This window comes from Escherichia sp. E4930 (assembly GCF_005845405.1).
In the GTDB taxonomy this organism is placed as follows: domain Bacteria; phylum Pseudomonadota; class Gammaproteobacteria; order Enterobacterales; family Enterobacteriaceae; genus Escherichia.
In genome coordinates, this window is the sequence record NZ_VCDZ01000002.1 from 285,644 (window position 1) to 303,739 (window position 18,096).

13 protein-coding genes are annotated in these 18,096 nt (G+C 47.7%); 12 read left to right on the top strand and 1 reads right to left on the bottom strand.

All coding sequences use genetic code 11. From position 1 onward, the window contains the following. Positions 1-25: 25 nt before the first annotated feature. The gene (yhgN, locus tag FFT88_RS02505; RefSeq protein ID WP_130217718.1) at positions 26-619 is read right to left on the bottom strand and encodes an NAAT family transporter YhgN; all 594 of its coding nucleotides are present in this window, start codon (positions 617-619) and stop codon (positions 26-28) included. 191 nt (positions 620-810) lie between these two features. On the opposite strand from yhgN, the gene asd reads away from it, so the two are divergent. From asd to FFT88_RS02565, 12 genes are all read left to right on the top strand, one after another. Then, positions 811-1,914 (top strand): aspartate-semialdehyde dehydrogenase, encoded by a 1,104-nt coding sequence (gene asd, locus FFT88_RS02510; protein WP_130217716.1) that lies wholly within the window; start codon positions 811-813, stop codon positions 1,912-1,914. A gap of 271 nt (positions 1,915-2,185) precedes the next feature. After that, positions 2,186-4,372, top strand: coding sequence for a 1,4-alpha-glucan branching enzyme (glgB, locus tag FFT88_RS02515; protein WP_135405484.1), 2,187 nt, complete (start codon positions 2,186-2,188; stop codon positions 4,370-4,372). Beyond that, positions 4,369-6,342: a glycogen debranching protein GlgX gene (gene glgX / locus FFT88_RS02520; RefSeq protein WP_135405485.1), complete on the top strand. Its 1,974-nt coding sequence runs from the start codon at positions 4,369-4,371 to the stop codon at positions 6,340-6,342. Before glgB ends, glgX begins: the two co-directional genes overlap by 4 nt. 17 nt (positions 6,343-6,359) lie before the next feature. Then, on the top strand, positions 6,360-7,655 hold the full coding sequence (gene glgC / locus FFT88_RS02525) for a glucose-1-phosphate adenylyltransferase (RefSeq protein ID WP_130217714.1): 1,296 nt from the start codon (positions 6,360-6,362) through the stop codon (positions 7,653-7,655). Continuing rightward, entirely contained in the window at positions 7,655-9,088 is a 1,434-nt protein-coding gene (gene glgA, locus FFT88_RS02530; protein WP_135405486.1) for a glycogen synthase GlgA, read from the top strand. The genes glgC and glgA overlap by 1 nt, the downstream gene beginning before the upstream one ends. Positions 9,089-9,106: 18 nt before the next feature. Continuing rightward, positions 9,107-11,554: a glycogen phosphorylase gene (gene glgP / locus FFT88_RS02535; RefSeq protein WP_130221371.1), complete on the top strand. Its 2,448-nt coding sequence runs from the start codon at positions 9,107-9,109 to the stop codon at positions 11,552-11,554. A 482-nt stretch (positions 11,555-12,036) separates the two neighbouring features. After that, positions 12,037-12,741, top strand: coding sequence for a fimbrial protein (locus FFT88_RS02540; protein WP_135405487.1), 705 nt, complete (start codon positions 12,037-12,039; stop codon positions 12,739-12,741). A 120-nt stretch (positions 12,742-12,861) separates the two neighbouring features. Further along, positions 12,862-13,614 (top strand): fimbria/pilus periplasmic chaperone, encoded by a 753-nt coding sequence (locus tag FFT88_RS02545; RefSeq protein WP_135405488.1) that lies wholly within the window; start codon positions 12,862-12,864, stop codon positions 13,612-13,614. A 41-nt stretch (positions 13,615-13,655) separates the two neighbouring features. After that, a complete protein-coding gene (locus FFT88_RS02550; protein WP_167851622.1) occupies positions 13,656-16,247 on the top strand; it encodes a fimbrial biogenesis usher protein in 2,592 nt (863 codons plus the stop codon). Then, positions 16,247-16,810, top strand: coding sequence for a fimbrial protein (locus FFT88_RS02555; protein WP_122991110.1), 564 nt, complete (start codon positions 16,247-16,249; stop codon positions 16,808-16,810). The genes FFT88_RS02550 and FFT88_RS02555 overlap by 1 nt, the downstream gene beginning before the upstream one ends. A 7-nt stretch (positions 16,811-16,817) precedes the next feature. After that, entirely contained in the window at positions 16,818-17,342 is a 525-nt protein-coding gene (locus FFT88_RS02560; protein WP_130221374.1) for a fimbrial protein, read from the top strand. After that, a complete protein-coding gene (locus FFT88_RS02565; RefSeq protein ID WP_135405489.1) occupies positions 17,308-18,084 on the top strand; it encodes a molecular chaperone in 777 nt (258 codons plus the stop codon). The genes FFT88_RS02560 and FFT88_RS02565 overlap by 35 nt, the downstream gene beginning before the upstream one ends. Positions 18,085-18,096 lie beyond the last annotated feature (12 nt).

The window sequence follows — 18,096 nt, forward strand, 5'->3', positions numbered from 1 at the left end:
ATTGTTTGCAGCACCTGTTTGAACCTTACCCCTTCATCCACATCCGAATGCCGTCGAGGAACATCTGGGTTGCCATCATCACCAGAATCAATCCCATCAGGCGTTCCAGCGCGTTCACCCCTTTCTCGCCCAGCAGACGTAAAAATAGCGAAGACTGTAGCAGGATGACAAAGGTGCCGCCCCAGGCCAGCAGCAGTGCAATCACCAGATGCCCCATCTGATTCGGGTACTGATGAGACAGCAACATTAATGTGGCGAGGATAGTCGGCCCTGCTACTAATGGGATTGCCAGCGGCACAATAAACGGCTCTTCACCTGCCGGAAGCCCACTGCTATTGCCTGAAGCACTGGGGAAAATCATCTTAATGGCGATCAGAAAGAGAATGATGCCGCCAGAAATGGAGACGGTTTCTGCCCGCAGGCTAAGAAATGCCAGAATTTTCTCACCCGCAAACAGGAACACCAGCATCACCATGAGAGCAATAAGCAACTCTCGCACCATGATTGCCCGACGTCTTTTCGGTTCTGTATGTTTCAGTACGGACATAAAAATAGGTAGATTTCCGAGCGGATCCATAATCAAGATCAATAAAACTGCTGCAGAAATGATTTCATTCATAACTCAAGTTCCCTGATAATTGCCGTGGACTTTCTGCGTGCTACGAAAGCAGGATAAGTCGCATTACTGATGGCTTCGCTATCATTGATTAATTTCACTTGCGACTTTGGCTGCTTTTTGTATGGTGAAAGATGTGCCATGAGGACACCGGCACATATATACAGCACACATCTTTGCAGGAAAAAACGCTTATGAAAAATGTTGGTTTTATCGGCTGGCGCGGTATGGTCGGCTCCGTTCTCATGCAACGCATGGTTGAAGAGCGCGACTTCGACGCCATTCGCCCTGTCTTCTTTTCGACTTCACAGTCTGGTCAGGCTGCGCCTTCCTTTGGCGGTGCTTCTGGCACACTTCAGGATGCCTTTGATCTGGAGGCGCTGAAGGCTCTCGATATCATCGTAACCTGTCAGGGCGGCGAGTATACCAACGAAATCTATCCAAAGCTCCGTGAGAGCGGATGGCAAGGTTACTGGATTGACGCAGCATCGTCTCTGCGCATGAAAGATGACGCCATCATCATTCTTGACCCAGTCAATCAGGACGTCATTACTGATGGATTAAATAAAGGCATCAGGACTTTTGTTGGCGGTAACTGTACCGTAAGCCTGATGTTGATGTCGTTGGGCGGTTTATTCGCCAATGATCTTGTTGATTGGGTTTCCGTTGCAACCTACCAGGCGGCTTCCGGCGGTGGTGCGCGACATATGCGTGAGTTGTTAACCCAGATGGGCCAACTGTATGGCCATGTGGCGGATGAACTCGCGACACCGTCCTCTGCTATTCTCGATATTGAACGCAAAGTCACGACCTTAACCCGCAGCGGCGAGTTGTCAGTGGATAACTTTGGCGTGCCATTGGCAGGCAGCCTGATTCCGTGGATCGACAAACAGCTTGATAACGGTCAGAGCCGCGAAGAATGGAAAGGGCAGGCGGAAACTAACAAGATTCTCAACACATCTTCCGTTATTCCGGTAGATGGTTTGTGTGTGCGTGTCGGGGCGTTGCGCTGCCACAGCCAGGCATTCACCATCAAATTGAAAAAAGATGTGTCTATTCCGACCGTGGAAGAACTGTTGGCGGCCCATAACCCGTGGGCAAAAGTGGTTCCAAACGATCGCGAAATCACTATGCGTGAGCTAACCCCAGCTGCCGTCACCGGTACGCTGACCACGCCGGTAGGCCGTTTGCGTAAGCTGAATATGGGACCTGAGTTCCTGTCAGCCTTTACCGTGGGCGACCAGCTGCTGTGGGGGGCCGCGGAGCCGCTACGCCGGATGCTTCGTCAACTGGCGTAATGTTTATTCATTAAATTTGGGGCGTAATGCTGCCCCTTTTAGTGCGTAGTACAGGAGTAAGCGCAGATGTTTCATGATTTACCGGGAGTTAAATAGAGCATTGGCTATTCTTTAAGGGTGGCGGGATACATACGTATTCAATGCCTTACCTGAAGTGAGGACGGCGTAGAGAGGATGCACAGAGTGCTGCGCCGTTCAGGTCAAAAAAATGTCACAACCAGATGTCAAAAATTAGTTGGATGGGGTGACACAATAAAACAGGAAGACAAGCATGTCCGATCGTATCGATAGAGACGTGATTAACGCGCTAATTTCAGGTCATTTTGCGGATCCTTTTTCCGTACTTGGAATGCATAAAACCACAGCGGGACTGGAAGTCCGTGCCCTTTTACCTGACGCCACCGATGTGTGGGTAATTGAACCAAAAACTGGACGCAAAGTCGCTAAACTGGAGTGTCTCGACTCTCGTGGATTCTTCAGCGGCGTCGTTCCTCGGCGTAAAAATTTTTTCCGCTATCAGTTGGCGGTTGTCTGGCATGGCCAGCAGAATCTGATTGATGATCCTTACCGTTTTGGCCCTTTAATCCAGGAAATGGACGCCTGGCTGTTATCTGAAGGTACCCACCTGCGCCCGTATGAAACCTTAGGTGCGCACGCAGATACTATGGATGGCGTTACCGGCACGCGTTTTTCTGTCTGGGCGCCAAATGCCCGCCGTGTCTCGGTTGTTGGGCAATTCAACTACTGGGATGGTCGTCGTCACCCGATGCGCCTGCGTAAAGAGAGCGGCATCTGGGAACTGTTTATCCCTGGCGCGCATAACGGTCAGCTCTATAAATACGAAATGATTGATGCCAATGGCAATCTGCGTTTGAAGTCTGATCCTTATGCCTTCGAAGCACAGATGCGCCCGGAAACCGCTTCCCTTATTTGCGGACTGCCTGAAAAGGTCGTGCAGACCGAAGAGCGCAAAAAAGCGAATCAGTTTGATGCGCCAATTTCTATCTATGAAGTTCACCTGGGGTCATGGCGTCGTCACGCCGACAACAACTTCTGGTTAAGCTACCGCGAACTTGCCGATCAGTTGGTGCCTTACGCTAAATGGATGGGCTTTACCCACCTCGAACTGCTGCCAATTAACGAGCATCCATTCGATGGCAGTTGGGGCTATCAGCCGACAGGTTTGTATGCGCCAACTCGCCGTTTTGGCACTCGCGATGATTTCCGCTATTTCATTGATGCCGCCCACGCAGCAGGTTTGAACGTGATTCTCGACTGGGTGCCGGGTCACTTCCCAACAGATGACTTTGCACTTGCCGAATTTGACGGTACAAATCTGTATGAACACAGCGATCCGCGTGAAGGCTACCATCAGGACTGGAATACCCTGATCTACAACTATGGTCGTCGCGAAGTCAGCAATTTCCTTGTTGGTAACGCGCTGTACTGGATCGAGCGTTTTGGTATCGATGCGCTGCGTGTCGATGCGGTTGCTTCGATGATTTATCGTGATTACAGCCGTAAAGAAGGTGAGTGGATCCCGAACGAGTATGGTGGACGCGAGAATCTGGAAGCGATTGAATTCCTTCGCAATACCAACCGTATTATCGGTGAACAAGTTCCTGGTGCAGTAACGATGGCGGAGGAGTCTACCGACTTCCCGAACGTTTCCCGCCCGCAGGATATTGGTGGTCTGGGCTTCTGGTACAAGTGGAACCTTGGCTGGATGCACGACACTCTGGATTACATGAAGCTCGACCCGGTTTATCGTCAATACCACCACAATAAACTCACCTTCGGGATGCTCTACAACTACACTGAAAACTTCGTTCTGCCGCTGTCGCACGACGAAGTGGTGCACGGCAAAAAATCGATTCTCGACAGGATGCCAGGCGATGCATGGCAGAAGTTTGCCAATCTGCGAGCCTACTATGCCTGGATGTGGGCGTTCCCGGGCAAGAAACTGTTGTTCATGGGTAACGAATTTGCCCAAGGGCGTGAGTGGAACCACGATGCCAGCCTCGACTGGCATCTGCTGGAAGGTGGCGACAACTGGCATCATGGTGTCCAGCGACTGGTACGCGATCTGAACCATACTTATCGTCACCACAAAGCTCTGCACGAGCTGGATTTCGACGCCTACGGCTTTGAATGGCTGGTGGTGGATGACCATGAACGCTCGGTGCTGATCTTTGTGCGTCGCGATAAAGAGGGTAACGAAATTATCGTTGCCAGCAACTTTACGCCGGTGCCGCGCCATGATTATCGCTTTGGCATTAATCAGCCAGGTAAGTGGCGTGAGATTCTCAACACCGATTCCATGCACTACCACGGCAGCAATGCTGGCAATGGCGGCGCGGTACATAGCGATGAGATCGCCAGCCACGGTCGTCAGCATTCATTGAGCCTTACTCTACCACCGCTGGCTACTATCTGGCTGGTGCGGGAGGGAGAATGACACAACTCGCCATTGGCAAACCTGCTCCCCTTGGCGCGCACTATGATGGCCAGGGCGTCAACTTCACGCTCTTTTCTGCTCATGCTGAGCGGGTAGAGCTATGTGTGTTTGACGCTCAGGGCATAGAACACCGGTATGACTTGCCAGGACGCAGCGGCGATGTCTGGCACGGTTACTTGCCGGATGCGCGCCCGGGTTTGCACTATGGGTATCGCGTACATGGCCCCTGGCAACCTGCCGTGGGGCATCGCTTTAACCCGGCGAAGTTGTTGATTGATCCTTGCGCGCGGCAAATTGAGGGTGAGTTTAAAGATAACCCGCTGCTGCATGCAGGCCATAATGAACCTGATTATCGTGACAACGCCGCCATTGCGCCGAAATGCGTGGTGGTGGTCGATCACTATGACTGGGAGGATGATGCCCCGCCGCGCACGCCGTGGGGCAGCACCATCATTTATGAAGCCCATGTCAAAGGATTAACCTATCTGCATCCGGAGATCCCGGTTGAGATCCGCGGCACCTATAAAGCGCTCGGCCATCCGGTGATGATCAACTATTTAAAACTGTTGGGCATTACCGCGCTGGAACTGTTGCCAGTGGCGCAGTTTGCCAGTGAACCGCGCCTGCAACGCATGGGGTTAAGTAACTACTGGGGCTACAATCCGGTGGCGCTGTTTGCGCTGCATCCGGCATATGCCAGCTCGCCCGAAACGGCGTTGGACGAGTTCCGCGACGCAGTGAAAGCCCTGCACAAGGCGGGTATTGAAGTCATTCTCGACATCGTACTCAACCACAGTGCGGAACTGGACCTGGACGGCCCGGTATTCTCACTGCGCGGGATCGACAACCGTAGCTATTATTGGATAAGAGACGACGGCGATTATCACAACTGGACTGGTTGTGGTAATACGCTCAATTTGAGCCATCCGGCGGTAGTGGAGTACGCCAGCGCCTGTCTACGCTACTGGGTAGAAACCTGCCACGTTGATGGCTTCCGCTTCGATCTCGCAGCAGTCATGGGACGAACACCGGAGTTTCGTCAGGATGCGCCGCTGTTTACGGCTATCCAGAATTGCCCAGTGCTTTCGCAAGTGAAGTTAATTGCCGAACCGTGGGATATCGCGCCCGGCGGCTATCAGGTGGGCAATTTCCCACCGCTGTTTGCCGAGTGGAATGATCATTTCCGCGACGCCGCACGCCGTTTCTGGCTGCACTATAACCTGTCGCTGGGTGAGTTTGCCGGCCGTTTTGCCGCCTCCAGCGATGTTTTTAAACGTAATGGCCGTCTGCCGAGTGCTGCGATTAATCTCGTCACTGCGCATGACGGTTTTACGCTTCGCGACTGCGTTTGTTTCAACCATAAACACAATGAAGCAAATGGAGAAGAAAATCGCGACGGGACCAACAACAATTACAGTAACAATCATGGTAAAGAAGGGTTAGGCGGTACTCTTGATTTGATTGAACGGCGGCGCGACAGCATTCACGCCCTGTTAACGACGTTGTTGCTCTCCCAGGGTACGCCGATGTTACTGGCAGGTGATGAACATGGTCACAGCCAGCATGGCAATAACAATGCCTACTGTCAGGATAACCAATTAACGTGGTTGGACTGGTCGCAGGCAAGCAGTGGGTTAACGGCGTTTACCGCCGCGTTAATCCATCTGCGCAAGCGCATTCCTGCTTTGGTAGAGGATCGCTGGTGGGAAGAAGGCGATGGCAATGTCCGTTGGCTGAATCGATATGCTCAACCTTTAAGCTCGGATGAGTGGCAAAACGGGCCAAAGCAGCTGCAAATTTTGCTTTCGGATCGTTTTTTGATCGCAATAAACGCCACGCTTGAGGTAACAGAGATTGTTTTACCTGCTGGGGAGTGGCACGCCATTCCCCCATTCGCTGGAGAGGATAACCCAGTGATTACGGCTGTCTGGCCGGGACCTGCACACGGATTGTGTGTGTTCCAGAGATGATAAAAAAGGAGTTAGTCATGGTTAGTTTAGAGAAGAACGATCACTTAATGTTGGCGCGCCAGCTGCCATTGAAATCTGTTGCCCTGATACTGGCGGGAGGACGTGGTACTCGCCTGAAGGATTTAACCAATAAGAGAGCAAAGCCTGCCGTACACTTCGGCGGTAAGTTCCGCATTATCGACTTTGCGCTGTCCAACTGCATCAACTCTGGGATCCGTCGTATGGGCGTGATCACCCAGTACCAGTCTCACACCCTGGTGCAGCATATTCAGCGCGGCTGGTCGTTCTTCAATGAAGAAATGAACGAGTTTGTCGACCTGCTGCCCGCGCAGCAGAGAATGAAAGGGGAAAACTGGTATCGCGGTACCGCAGACGCGGTCACTCAAAACCTCGATATCATCCGCCGCTATAAAGCGGAGTATGTGGTGATCCTGGCTGGTGACCACATCTACAAGCAAGACTACTCGCGAATGCTTATCGACCACGTCGAAAAAGGTGCGCGTTGTACTGTTGCTTGTATGCCAGTACCGATTGAAGAAGCCTCTGCATTTGGCGTTATGGCAGTCGATGAAAACGATAAAATTATCGAATTTGTTGAAAAACCGGCTAACCCGCCATCAATGCCAAACGATCCGAGCAAATCTCTGGCGAGTATGGGTATCTACGTCTTTGACGCCGACTATCTATATGAATTGCTGGAAGAAGACGATCGTGATGAAAATTCCAGCCACGACTTTGGTAAAGATTTGATTCCAAAAATTACCGAAGCAGGCTTGGCTTATGCGCATCCATTCCCTCTCTCTTGCGTACAGTCTGACCCGGACGCCGAGCCGTACTGGCGCGATGTGGGTACGCTGGAAGCTTACTGGAAAGCGAACCTTGATCTGGCCTCTGTGGTGCCGGAACTGGATATGTACGATCGCAACTGGCCAATTCGCACCTACAATGAATCATTGCCACCAGCGAAATTCGTTCAGGATCGCTCCGGTAGTCATGGGATGACCCTTAACTCACTGGTTTCCGGCGGTTGTGTAATCTCTGGTTCAGTGGTGGTGCAGTCCGTTCTGTTCTCACGCGTTCGTGTTAATTCATTCTGCAACATTGATTCCGCCGTATTGTTACCGGAAGTATGGGTAGGTCGCTCGTGCCGTCTGCGCCGCTGTGTCATTGACCGCGCTTGTGTCATTCCGGAAGGCATGGTGATTGGTGAGGATGCAGAGGAAGATGCACGTCGTTTCTATCGTTCAGAAGAAGGCATCGTGCTGGTTACGCGCGAAATGCTACGGAAGTTAGGGTATAAACAGGAGCGATAATGCAGGTTTTACATGTATGTTCAGAGATGTTCCCGCTGCTTAAAACCGGCGGTCTGGCTGATGTTATTGGGGCATTACCCGCAGCACAAATCGCAGACGGCGTTGACGCTCGCGTACTGTTGCCTGCATTTCCCGATATTCGCCGTGGCGTGACCGATGCGCAGGTGGTATCTCGTCGTGATACCTTTGCCGGGCATATCACGCTGCTGTTCGGACATTATAACGGGGTTGGTATTTACCTGATTGACGCGCCGCATCTCTACGATCGTCCCGGAAGCCCGTATCACGATACCAACTTATTTGCCTACACCGACAACGTGTTGCGTTTTGCGCTGTTGGGGTGGGTCGGGGCAGAAATGGCCAGTGGGCTGGACCCATTCTGGCGCCCTGATGTAGTGCACGCGCACGACTGGCATGCAGGCCTTGCGCCTGCGTATCTGGCGGCACGCGGGCGTCCGGCGAAGTCTGTGTTTACTGTGCACAATCTGGCCTATCAAGGCATGTTTTATGCACATCACATGAATGACATCCAACTGCCGTGGTCATTCTTTAATGTTCACGGGCTGGAGTTCAACGGGCAAATCTCTTTCCTGAAAGCCGGACTGTATTACGCTGACCATATTACAGCGGTTAGTCCGACCTACGCTCGCGAGATTACTGAACCACAGTTTGCCTACGGTATGGAAGGTTTACTTCAGCAGCGTCATCGTGAAGGACGACTTTCCGGCGTACTAAACGGCGTGGACGAGAAAATCTGGAGTCCAGAGACGGACTTACTTTTAGCCTCGCGTTACACCCGCGATTCATTGGAGGATAAAGCGGAGAATAAGCGCCAGTTGCAAATCGCAATGGGGCTTAAGGTTGACGATAAAGTGCCGCTTTTTGCAGTGGTGAGCCGTCTGACCAGCCAGAAAGGCCTGGATCTGGTGTTAGAAGCCTTACCGGGCCTTCTGGAACAGGGCGGACAACTGGCGCTGCTCGGCGCGGGCGATCCGGTATTGCAGGAAGGTTTCCTTGCTGCAGCAGCGGAACACCCCGGTCAGGTTGGTGTACAGATTGGTTATCACGAAGCATTTTCGCATCGCATTATGGGCGGCGCGGACGTCATTCTGGTGCCCAGTCGTTTTGAACCGTGCGGCTTAACGCAACTTTATGGATTGAAGTACGGCACGCTGCCGTTAGTGCGGCGTACCGGTGGGCTTGCTGATACGGTTTCTGACTGTTCTCTTGAGAACCTTGCAGATGGCGTCGCCAGTGGGTTTGTCTTTGAAGATAGTAATGCCTGGTCGTTGTTACGGGCTATTCGACGCGCTTTTGTTCTGTGGTCCCGCCCTTCATTGTGGCGGTTTGTGCAACGTCAGGCTATGGCAATGGATTTTAGCTGGCAGGTCGCGGCGAAGTCGTACCGTGAGCTTTACTATCGCTTGAAATAGTTTTCAGGAAACGCCTATATGAATGCTCCGTTTACATATTCATCGCCCACCCTTAGCGTAGAAGCTCTTAAGCACTCTATCGCTTATAAGCTGATGTTTACGATTGGCAAGGATCCTGTCGTTGCCAATAAACATGAATGGCTGAACGCAACGTTATTTGCTGTGCGCGATCGTCTCGTGGAGCGCTGGTTGCGCTCGAACCGTGCCCAGCTGTCGCAAGAAACTCGTCAGGTTTACTATCTGTCGATGGAGTTTTTGATTGGCCGTACTCTCTCCAACGCCATGTTGTCGTTAGGTATTTATGACGATGTTCAGGGGGCGCTGGAGTCGATGGGGTTAAATCTCGAAGAGTTGATTGATGAAGAAAATGACCCGGGCCTCGGGAACGGTGGTCTGGGACGCCTGGCAGCTTGCTTCCTGGATTCACTGGCGACTTTAGGGTTGCCAGGTCGCGGCTACGGTATTCGTTACGACTACGGCATGTTCAAGCAGAACATCGTTAACGGCAGTCAGAAAGAGTCACCGGACTACTGGCTGGAGTACGGCAACCCGTGGGAATTTAAACGACACAATACGCGCTACAAAGTGCGTTTTGGTGGACGTATTCAGCAAGAAGGCAAGAAAACTCGCTGGATTGAAACTGAAGAAATTCTGGCCGTTGCTTATGACCAGATAATCCCCGGCTATGACACTGACGCAACTAATACCCTGCGTTTGTGGAGCGCACAAGCCAGTAGCGAAATTAACCTGGGTAAATTCAACCAGGGGGACTACTTCGCGGCGGTGGAAGACAAAAACCACTCCGAGAACGTATCCCGCGTACTGTACCCGGACGACTCCACTTATTCCGGGCGTGAACTGCGTCTGCGTCAGGAATACTTCCTGGTTTCCTCGACCATTCAGGACATTTTAAGCCGCCATTATCAGCTGCATAAAACCTACGATAATCTGGCAGATAAAATCGCGATTCATCTCAATGACACCCATCCGGTGCTGTCGATTCCTGAGCTGATGCGTCTGCTGATTGATGAGCATAAATTCAGCTGGGATGACGCTTTTGAAGTGTGCTGCGAGGTCTTCTCTTACACCAACCACACGCTGATGAGCGAGGCGCTGGAAACCTGGCCGGTCGATATGCTGGGTAAAATTCTGCCGCGTCACTTGCAGATAATCTTTGAAATCAATGACTATTTCCTGAAAACCTTGCAAGAGCAGTATCCGAACGACACTGACCTGCTGGGACGGGCGTCAATCATTGATGAATCCAACGGGCGTCGTGTGCGGATGGCCTGGCTGGCGGTTGTCGTGAGTCATAAAGTTAACGGTGTTTCAGAGTTGCACTCTAACTTGATGGTGCAGTCGCTGTTTGCTGATTTTGCGAAAATCTTCCCGGGTCGTTTCACCAACGTTACCAACGGTGTGACGCCGCGTCGCTGGCTGGCGGTAGCGAACCCATCGCTTTCAGCTGTGCTGGACGAACACCTGGGCCGTAACTGGCGCACCGACCTTAGCCTGCTGAGCGAGCTGCAACAGCATTGTGATTTCCCGATGGTCAACCATGCGGTGCATCAGGCGAAGCTGGATAACAAAAAACGTCTGGCCGAGTACATCGCCCAGCAGTTGAATGTGGTGGTGAATCCGAAGGCGCTGTTTGATGTGCAGATCAAACGTATTCACGAATACAAACGTCAATTGATGAATGTGTTGCACGTTATCACTCGTTATAACCGTATCAAGGCCGATCCGGATGCTAATTGGGTGCCGCGCGTGAATATTTTTGGTGGCAAGGCCGCTTCGGCTTATTACATGGCGAAGCACATTATCCATTTGATCAACGATGTAGCTAAAGTGATCAACAACGATCCGCAGATTGGCGACAAGCTGAAAGTGGTGTTTATCCCGAACTACAGCGTTAGTCTGGCACAGTTGATCATTCCGGCGGCCGATCTGTCTGAACAGATTTCGCTGGCGGGGACGGAAGCCTCCGGCACCAGTAACATGAAGTTTGCCCTTAACGGTGCGCTGACTATCGGTACGCTGGACGGTGCGAACGTCGAAATGCTGGATCATGTCGGTGATGACAATATCTTTATCTTTGGTAACACAGCGGAAGAAGTGGAAGAACTGCGTCGTCAGGGTTACAAACCGCGTGAATACTACGAGAAAGATGAAGAGCTGCATCAGGTGCTGACGCAAATCGGCAGCGGTGTATTCAGTCCGGAAGATCCGGGACGCTATCGCGATCTGGTTGATTCGCTGATCAACTTTGGCGACCACTATCAGGTGCTGGCGGATTATCGCAGCTATGTCGATTGTCAGGATAAAGTCGACGAACTCTACGAGCGTCAGGAAGAGTGGACTGCCAAAGCGATGCTGAACATCGCCAATATGGGCTACTTCTCTTCAGACCGTACGATAAAAGAGTACGCCGATCATATCTGGCATATTGATCCAGTGAGATTGTAAGTTCGTAAAGTGATAACTGCCGTGTGTTCCCATAAAGCTATCGTTAATGGGCACACGGCATTTTTATATCAGATAAACAAAATGTCATGAAAATTTACATATGCTATCAATATATAATTAATATTTATTATTTATTAATAAGGTATCTCATCAGGGAATATTACATATAACGAACATTATAAATAAATAATAAATCATTTGTCGTGTTTATATATTTACTCACTCCTCAGTTCTTCTTTATAAAATAAACTCCTTTGTTTTCAAATGACTGTATTTTTATATAAAGTCAATTATTGCGAGCATTGATTCTTTTAGTTACATTACCAAGCAGCTCATATAATATTTTCCAGCCATTCTATCTCTTAATTTTTCTGGGATTAACCACACCAGCTTTATTCATTTAAATAATGTGATTTGTTAAAGCTGAATGTAAAAATAATCGCCAATATTGCTTGGATTTTTTAACAAAAGGAAAGGTATAAATGAAATTCAATCTATCTAATTTATCCGTAGTTTTACTTGCATCAGGTATGCTGATGTCAACTGCGGTAACTGCTGCGCCAGGCGATGCATCACAATTTGGTGGTGCGGATACAGACTGGAGCACCGTTGATTATCCAAAACTCACCAATATGGATGACAACACTGATGCGATGGGCGGAAACATTCGATTTACTGGTCGAGTGGTTAAAGCGACGTGTAAGGTTGCTACAGAATCAAAACAGATTGAAGTGGTACTGCCAGTCGTACCTTCTAACGCTTTCACGGGCATTGATACCGAAGCAACGGGCGCCAGTAACCAGACTGACTTCAACATTAAACTGACCGACTGTAGCAATACGGACAGTCAAAACATTGAATTTCGTTTTACAGGCGTAGCAGACAGTGCCAACCAGACGCTTGCCAATGAAGTTGAAGGGGCCGCTGATGCTGATAGTACTGGCGAAGCAGGTGCAACAGGTGTTGGGATTCGTATTTATTCTAAAAACACGACAGCTGATGGTCTGATTAAACTGAATACACAAACTCCTCAGGGAAGTAGTTCTTCGGCAGCTTACGTGATTCCTGGCGATGCAGCCAAACATGATTATACTGCGGCATTTACTGCGGGCTATGCGCAGAACGGTAGTACCGTTGCACCAGGTCTGGTGAAAGCTACGGCAAGTTTCGTTGTGCTGTACGAATAATTACAGCAAGATAATTTCAGGTTACAGCTATTTGTAGCCTGAAATTAATATTACGTGTTTATTTATAATAAATAGATACGTATCAGTAATTACAATTAATTTCATCTACAAGGATGCAGTATGAGATGGATTTCAAAAAATAAATGTTTTACGAATAGAAACATTAATTCTTTGCAGAAGGCTCATTATGTCATAAGGGCCGGTGCTCTATTTTTGCTATCCGCCATATCTATCAATGCTATTGCTGCGGGTGGCTTCGGTCTTGGTTCTACGCGTCTGGTTTATCCATCTGACAGTCAGCAAATTACGTTAAGTGTACAGAATGGTGGGGCTAACACCAGCTATTTAATCCAGTCATGGATTGATGACAATCAAAGCAGTAAAAAAAGTCAGGATTTTGTGGTTACGCCTCCTTTATTTATGTTGCCAACGCGAAAAGAAGCCTCATTGAGGATAATGTTTATTGGTAAATCACAGTTACCGACTGATCGCGAAACATTATTCTGGATGAATGTGAAAGCGATTCCGCCAACGGATGAGAAGAATACCCAGAAAAACACGTTACAACTGGCGTTACAAAACAGAATTAAATTATTTTACCGTCCGACTAATTTACCCGTTCAAGCTGGTAAAGCACGGGATATGCTGCGATTTAAATACGAAGGTAAACAGCTGAGAGTCATTAACCCTTCTCCCTATTATCTGACGGTGACTGGAATCAGGGTGCAAGGGGCAAAATTACCTAATGCGTTTGTTCCACCGAAAAGTGACGTAACAGTGTCTTCACCAGTGACGTTAGCCGGTGAAATTACTTATCAAACTATCAATGATTACGGTGCCACAACGGCCAGGCAAAAGGGAACGATGCAATAAACCTGGAAGATTAAAACGTTAAAGCAACTCAGGTCAGGGATATGAACCTAAAGCTCAGAAAACTCGAACACAGGATGGCAAGGCACAAGCAGATGAGGCGGTGTATGCTGCTTCTACTGACACTTTTGCCTACGTGTTCAGTGGCGGGTATGCGCTTTAACCCTGCATTCCTGTCGGGTGATACTGAAGCTGTTGCTGATTTATCTCGTTTTGAGAAAGGGATGACGTATCTTCCTGGTAGCTATGAGGTTGAAATATGGGTCAATGATTCGCCTTTGACATCACGTAAGGTTACTTTCAAAGCTGATGATCAGAATCAGTTGATCCCCTGTTTTTCGCTCGATGAGTTAGTTACTTTAGGAATTAACAAAAGTGCATTGCCGGAGCAGGCGCAAGCAGAGGGGAATAATTGTCTCGATTTGCGTATATGGTTTGCAGAAGTTCAATATACTCCTGAACTGGATGCGCAACGACTCAAACTGACCTTTCCGCAGGCAATATTAAAGCATGAAGCACGTGGTTATATTCCACCTGAGGAATGGGATAATGGTATCCCAGCCATTCTTATTAATTATGATTTTTCTGGCAACAGCGATCGTGGAGACTATGCGTCTGATAGTTATTATTTAAATCTTCGTTCAGGTTTAAACTTAGGAGCGTGGCGTTTTCGTGATTATTCTACATGGAGTCGTTCAGGTAATTCACCGGGTAAAATTGCACATGTGAGTAGTACGTTACAACGGGTCATTATTCCGTTCAAAAGTGAATTAACACTGGGTGATACCTGGTCTTCATCAGATGTTTTCGACAGCGTGAGTATTCGGGGTGTCAAACTTGAGTCCGATGAAAACATGCTGCCGGATAGCCAAAGTGGCTTTGCCCCGACTGTGCGCGGCATTGCTAAAAGTAATGCCCAGGTCACGATTAAACAAAATGGCTATGTTATTTATCAGACATATACTCCCCCTGGGCCTTTTGAAATCAACGATCTGAACCCTACGTCTTCCGCAGGGGATTTAGAAGTTACTATCAAAGAGTCTGATAATTCCGAAACTATCTATACCATTCCTTACGCCGCTGTACCCATCCTTCAACGCGAAGGACATATTAAATATTCCGCAACTGCCGGTAAATATCGTAGTAATAGCTATAATCAAAACAATCCGAATATCTTTCAAGGAGATTTGATTTGGGGGTTACCCTGGGATATTACCGCATATGGAGGAATACAATACTCTAATAATTATCGGGCAATAGCACTCGGGCTTGGGTTCAACCTTGGTATGTTTGGAGCGACCTCATTTGATTTGACGCAAGCCAATAGCACGCTTGCTGATGGCAGTAAACATCAAGGGCAATCGTACCGTTTTCTATACTCAAAATCGTTAGTGCAAACAGGTACGGCTTTTCAGATTATTGGTTATCGTTACTCGACGGAGGGATTTTATTCGTTGAGTGATACGACATACAAACAAATGTCGGGTACGGTTATCGATCCAGATACCCTTAATGAAAAAGACTATGTTTATAACTGGAATGATTTTTATAATTTACGTTATAACAAAAGAGGAAAGTTTCAGGCAAATATATCGCAACCATTGGGCGAATATGGCTCTATGTATTTGGCAGCGAGTCAACAAACTTACTGGAATACGAATAATAAAGATACCTTATACCAGGTTGGCTATAATACGAGTGTGCATGGGATTTATTTAAACATTGCTTATAACTACAGCAAATCACCAGGTTCAGATGCGGACAGAATCTTATCCGTCAATATATCATTGCCGATCAGCAATTGGTTATCACCAGCAGTCGATGGGCGCACTGCGACAAATTCTATGACAGCGACCTATGGTTACAGTCAAGATAATAGCGGTCATGTGAATCAGTATGCTGGAGTATCTGGTTCACTGCTGGAACAACATAATCTCAACTATAATATTCAACAAAATTTTGCCAACCAGAATAATGGCGAAAATGGATCGGTAGGTTTAAATTACCGCGGTACTTATGGTTCACTAAATTCCGGATACAGCTACGATAATAATGGTAACCAGCAATTTAACTATGGTTTAAGTGGTGCCTTGGTTGTTCATGAAAATGGTCTCACGTTAAGCCAGCCGTTAGGTGAAACAAATATACTGATAAAAGCACCAGGAGCAAATAATGTAAATGTGGAACGCGGAACGGGGGTTAAAACAGATTGGCGTGGCTATGCTGTCGTGCCTTATGCCACGGAATACCGGCGTAATAATATCTCTTTAGACCCTATGTCTATGAGTATGCATACAGAATTAGATGCCACTACTATGGAAGTGATACCCAGTAAAGGTGCTTTAGTTCGCGCTGAGTTTAATGCACATGTCGGTATTCGTGGTTTATTTAATCTTCGCTATCGTAATAAACCAATTCCATTTGGTGCGACGGCCAGTGTACCCACTGAGGGGACCACTCAGATTACAGGAATAGTGGGTGACAGTGGGCAGGTTTATCTCTCCGGTTTGCCTTTACAAGGCATAATAAATATACAGTGGGGAGAAAGTTCTTATCAGCAATGTCAGGCAAGCTATCAATTACCGGAAAGCGAGCTGGATAATGCCATTAGCTATGCAAATCTGGAGTGCCGCTAATGAATATATTACAGAAATTTATTCTATTAATTTTTACATCATTATTCATGATGGTGATTTCATGTAACGCACTGGCTAACGATACCGTAATAGTCACATTTACAGGACAATTATTAGCAAAAACGTGTGATATTACAGCTGGAAGCAAAGATCAGCCAGTAAATATGGGAACTTATGACGTCAATGATTTTTTGAATGTAGGGGATGTTTCTGGCAGCCATACATTTACGATCAATCTGGAAGGATGTCCTACAACAACCAGTACTGTGTATAGTTCAGGAGTAAGTGCTAATGTGAGGTTTACTGGAGATACTGATGCTATTAATACCACTTTATTACGCCTTACTTCCAGTGCAGATAGTGCAACTGGAGTGGGCGTCGAAATTTTAGATAGCAATGATAAAATTATAGCGATTAATAGTGAGTCAGGGTTCAAAGAATTAATTTTAGATAATAATGGCGATGCCAGTTTAGCCTTTAAACTCCGCTATAAGTCAACTCAGCAAAACGTACATGCGGGGCAGGCGAATGCGCTGTTGTACTTTGATATAGATTATCAGTGAGGATAATATGACGCGCTCCTGGAATTTAATTGCTCTGTTATTCTCTGTGATATCAATGCCATCCATTGCTGATGATACAACACATACAGGTGTTGTACGGATAGAAGGAATAATAACGGCAAAGACTTGTATTGTTGCCGATGAGTCTAAAAATTTCACAGTTAACATGCCTGATGTTCCCAGTTATAGGGTGAGAAATTCAGGGAGTGTTACTGAAAAAGTTGGCTTCTCTGTAAAGTTAACCCGTTGTGGCAGTGATGTCGGTCATGCCAATGTCACGTTTGATGGAACATCAGTTAGTGAAGACACGGCCCTATATAAACTGGAAGAGGGCTCAGTCGAGGGGTTAGCACTGGCTATTTTTGACAACAACAAACAAAGTATTAGTAATGGTATAAAGAGTACAAGTTATGCCCTTACACCATTGGTAGATAATACATTGCATTTCTTTGCTGCTTATAAAGCTATAAAAAATGATGTACAACCAGGAGAGGCGAATGCATCAGTTTCCTTTATCGTCACTTATGATTAATGTGCTGATATGCTTTTTTATATGTTGCACAAATGCGCAGGCAGGAGTTGTTGTTGGCGGTACCCGTTTTGTTTACCCAGAAAAGCAGTCATCAATTTCGGTCGAGCTTAAAAATACTGCCAGTAAAGATATGCTGGTTAAAATTTCCGTGACACCTGATGATGGCCGCCAGTTAAAAGGGACTATGGAATCCCAACCTTTACTACCAAATAAGGCGTTTATTGCCACACCACCATTATTGGTACTTAAACAAGATAAAAATACCAAAATAAGAATTAATCGCGTGGGTGGTCAGTTACCTGTGGATCGTGAGAGTTTATTTATACTGAATGTTGCAGCGTTACCTGCTCAGGAACAAAACTCACAACTTAAGAACGAAAATCAACTCCAGGTAGCTGTACGCAATAGGATGAAAATATTTTATCGCCCGGAGACGTTATCAGGTAATCCACTTGATGCTTATCAACAGTTACGGTGGTCGCGACACAATGAAGCTGTCACCATTTTTAACCCTACGCCCTGGTATGTGACACTCTATAATTTATCTATTGATGGTAAAAGCGTAAATGGTGGCATGGTCGCACCATTTAGTCATCGTCAACTGAATTGGTGTCAGCGGCAAGGAAATTGTGAGATTAACTGGCAAACGTTGGATCTTTACAATAATGCTTTACCTGTTTGGAGCGTAAAATTAAATGTTTTACAAAATAATGCTATGGGTGCAGTAGCGATACATGGATAACCGGAGAAGCAT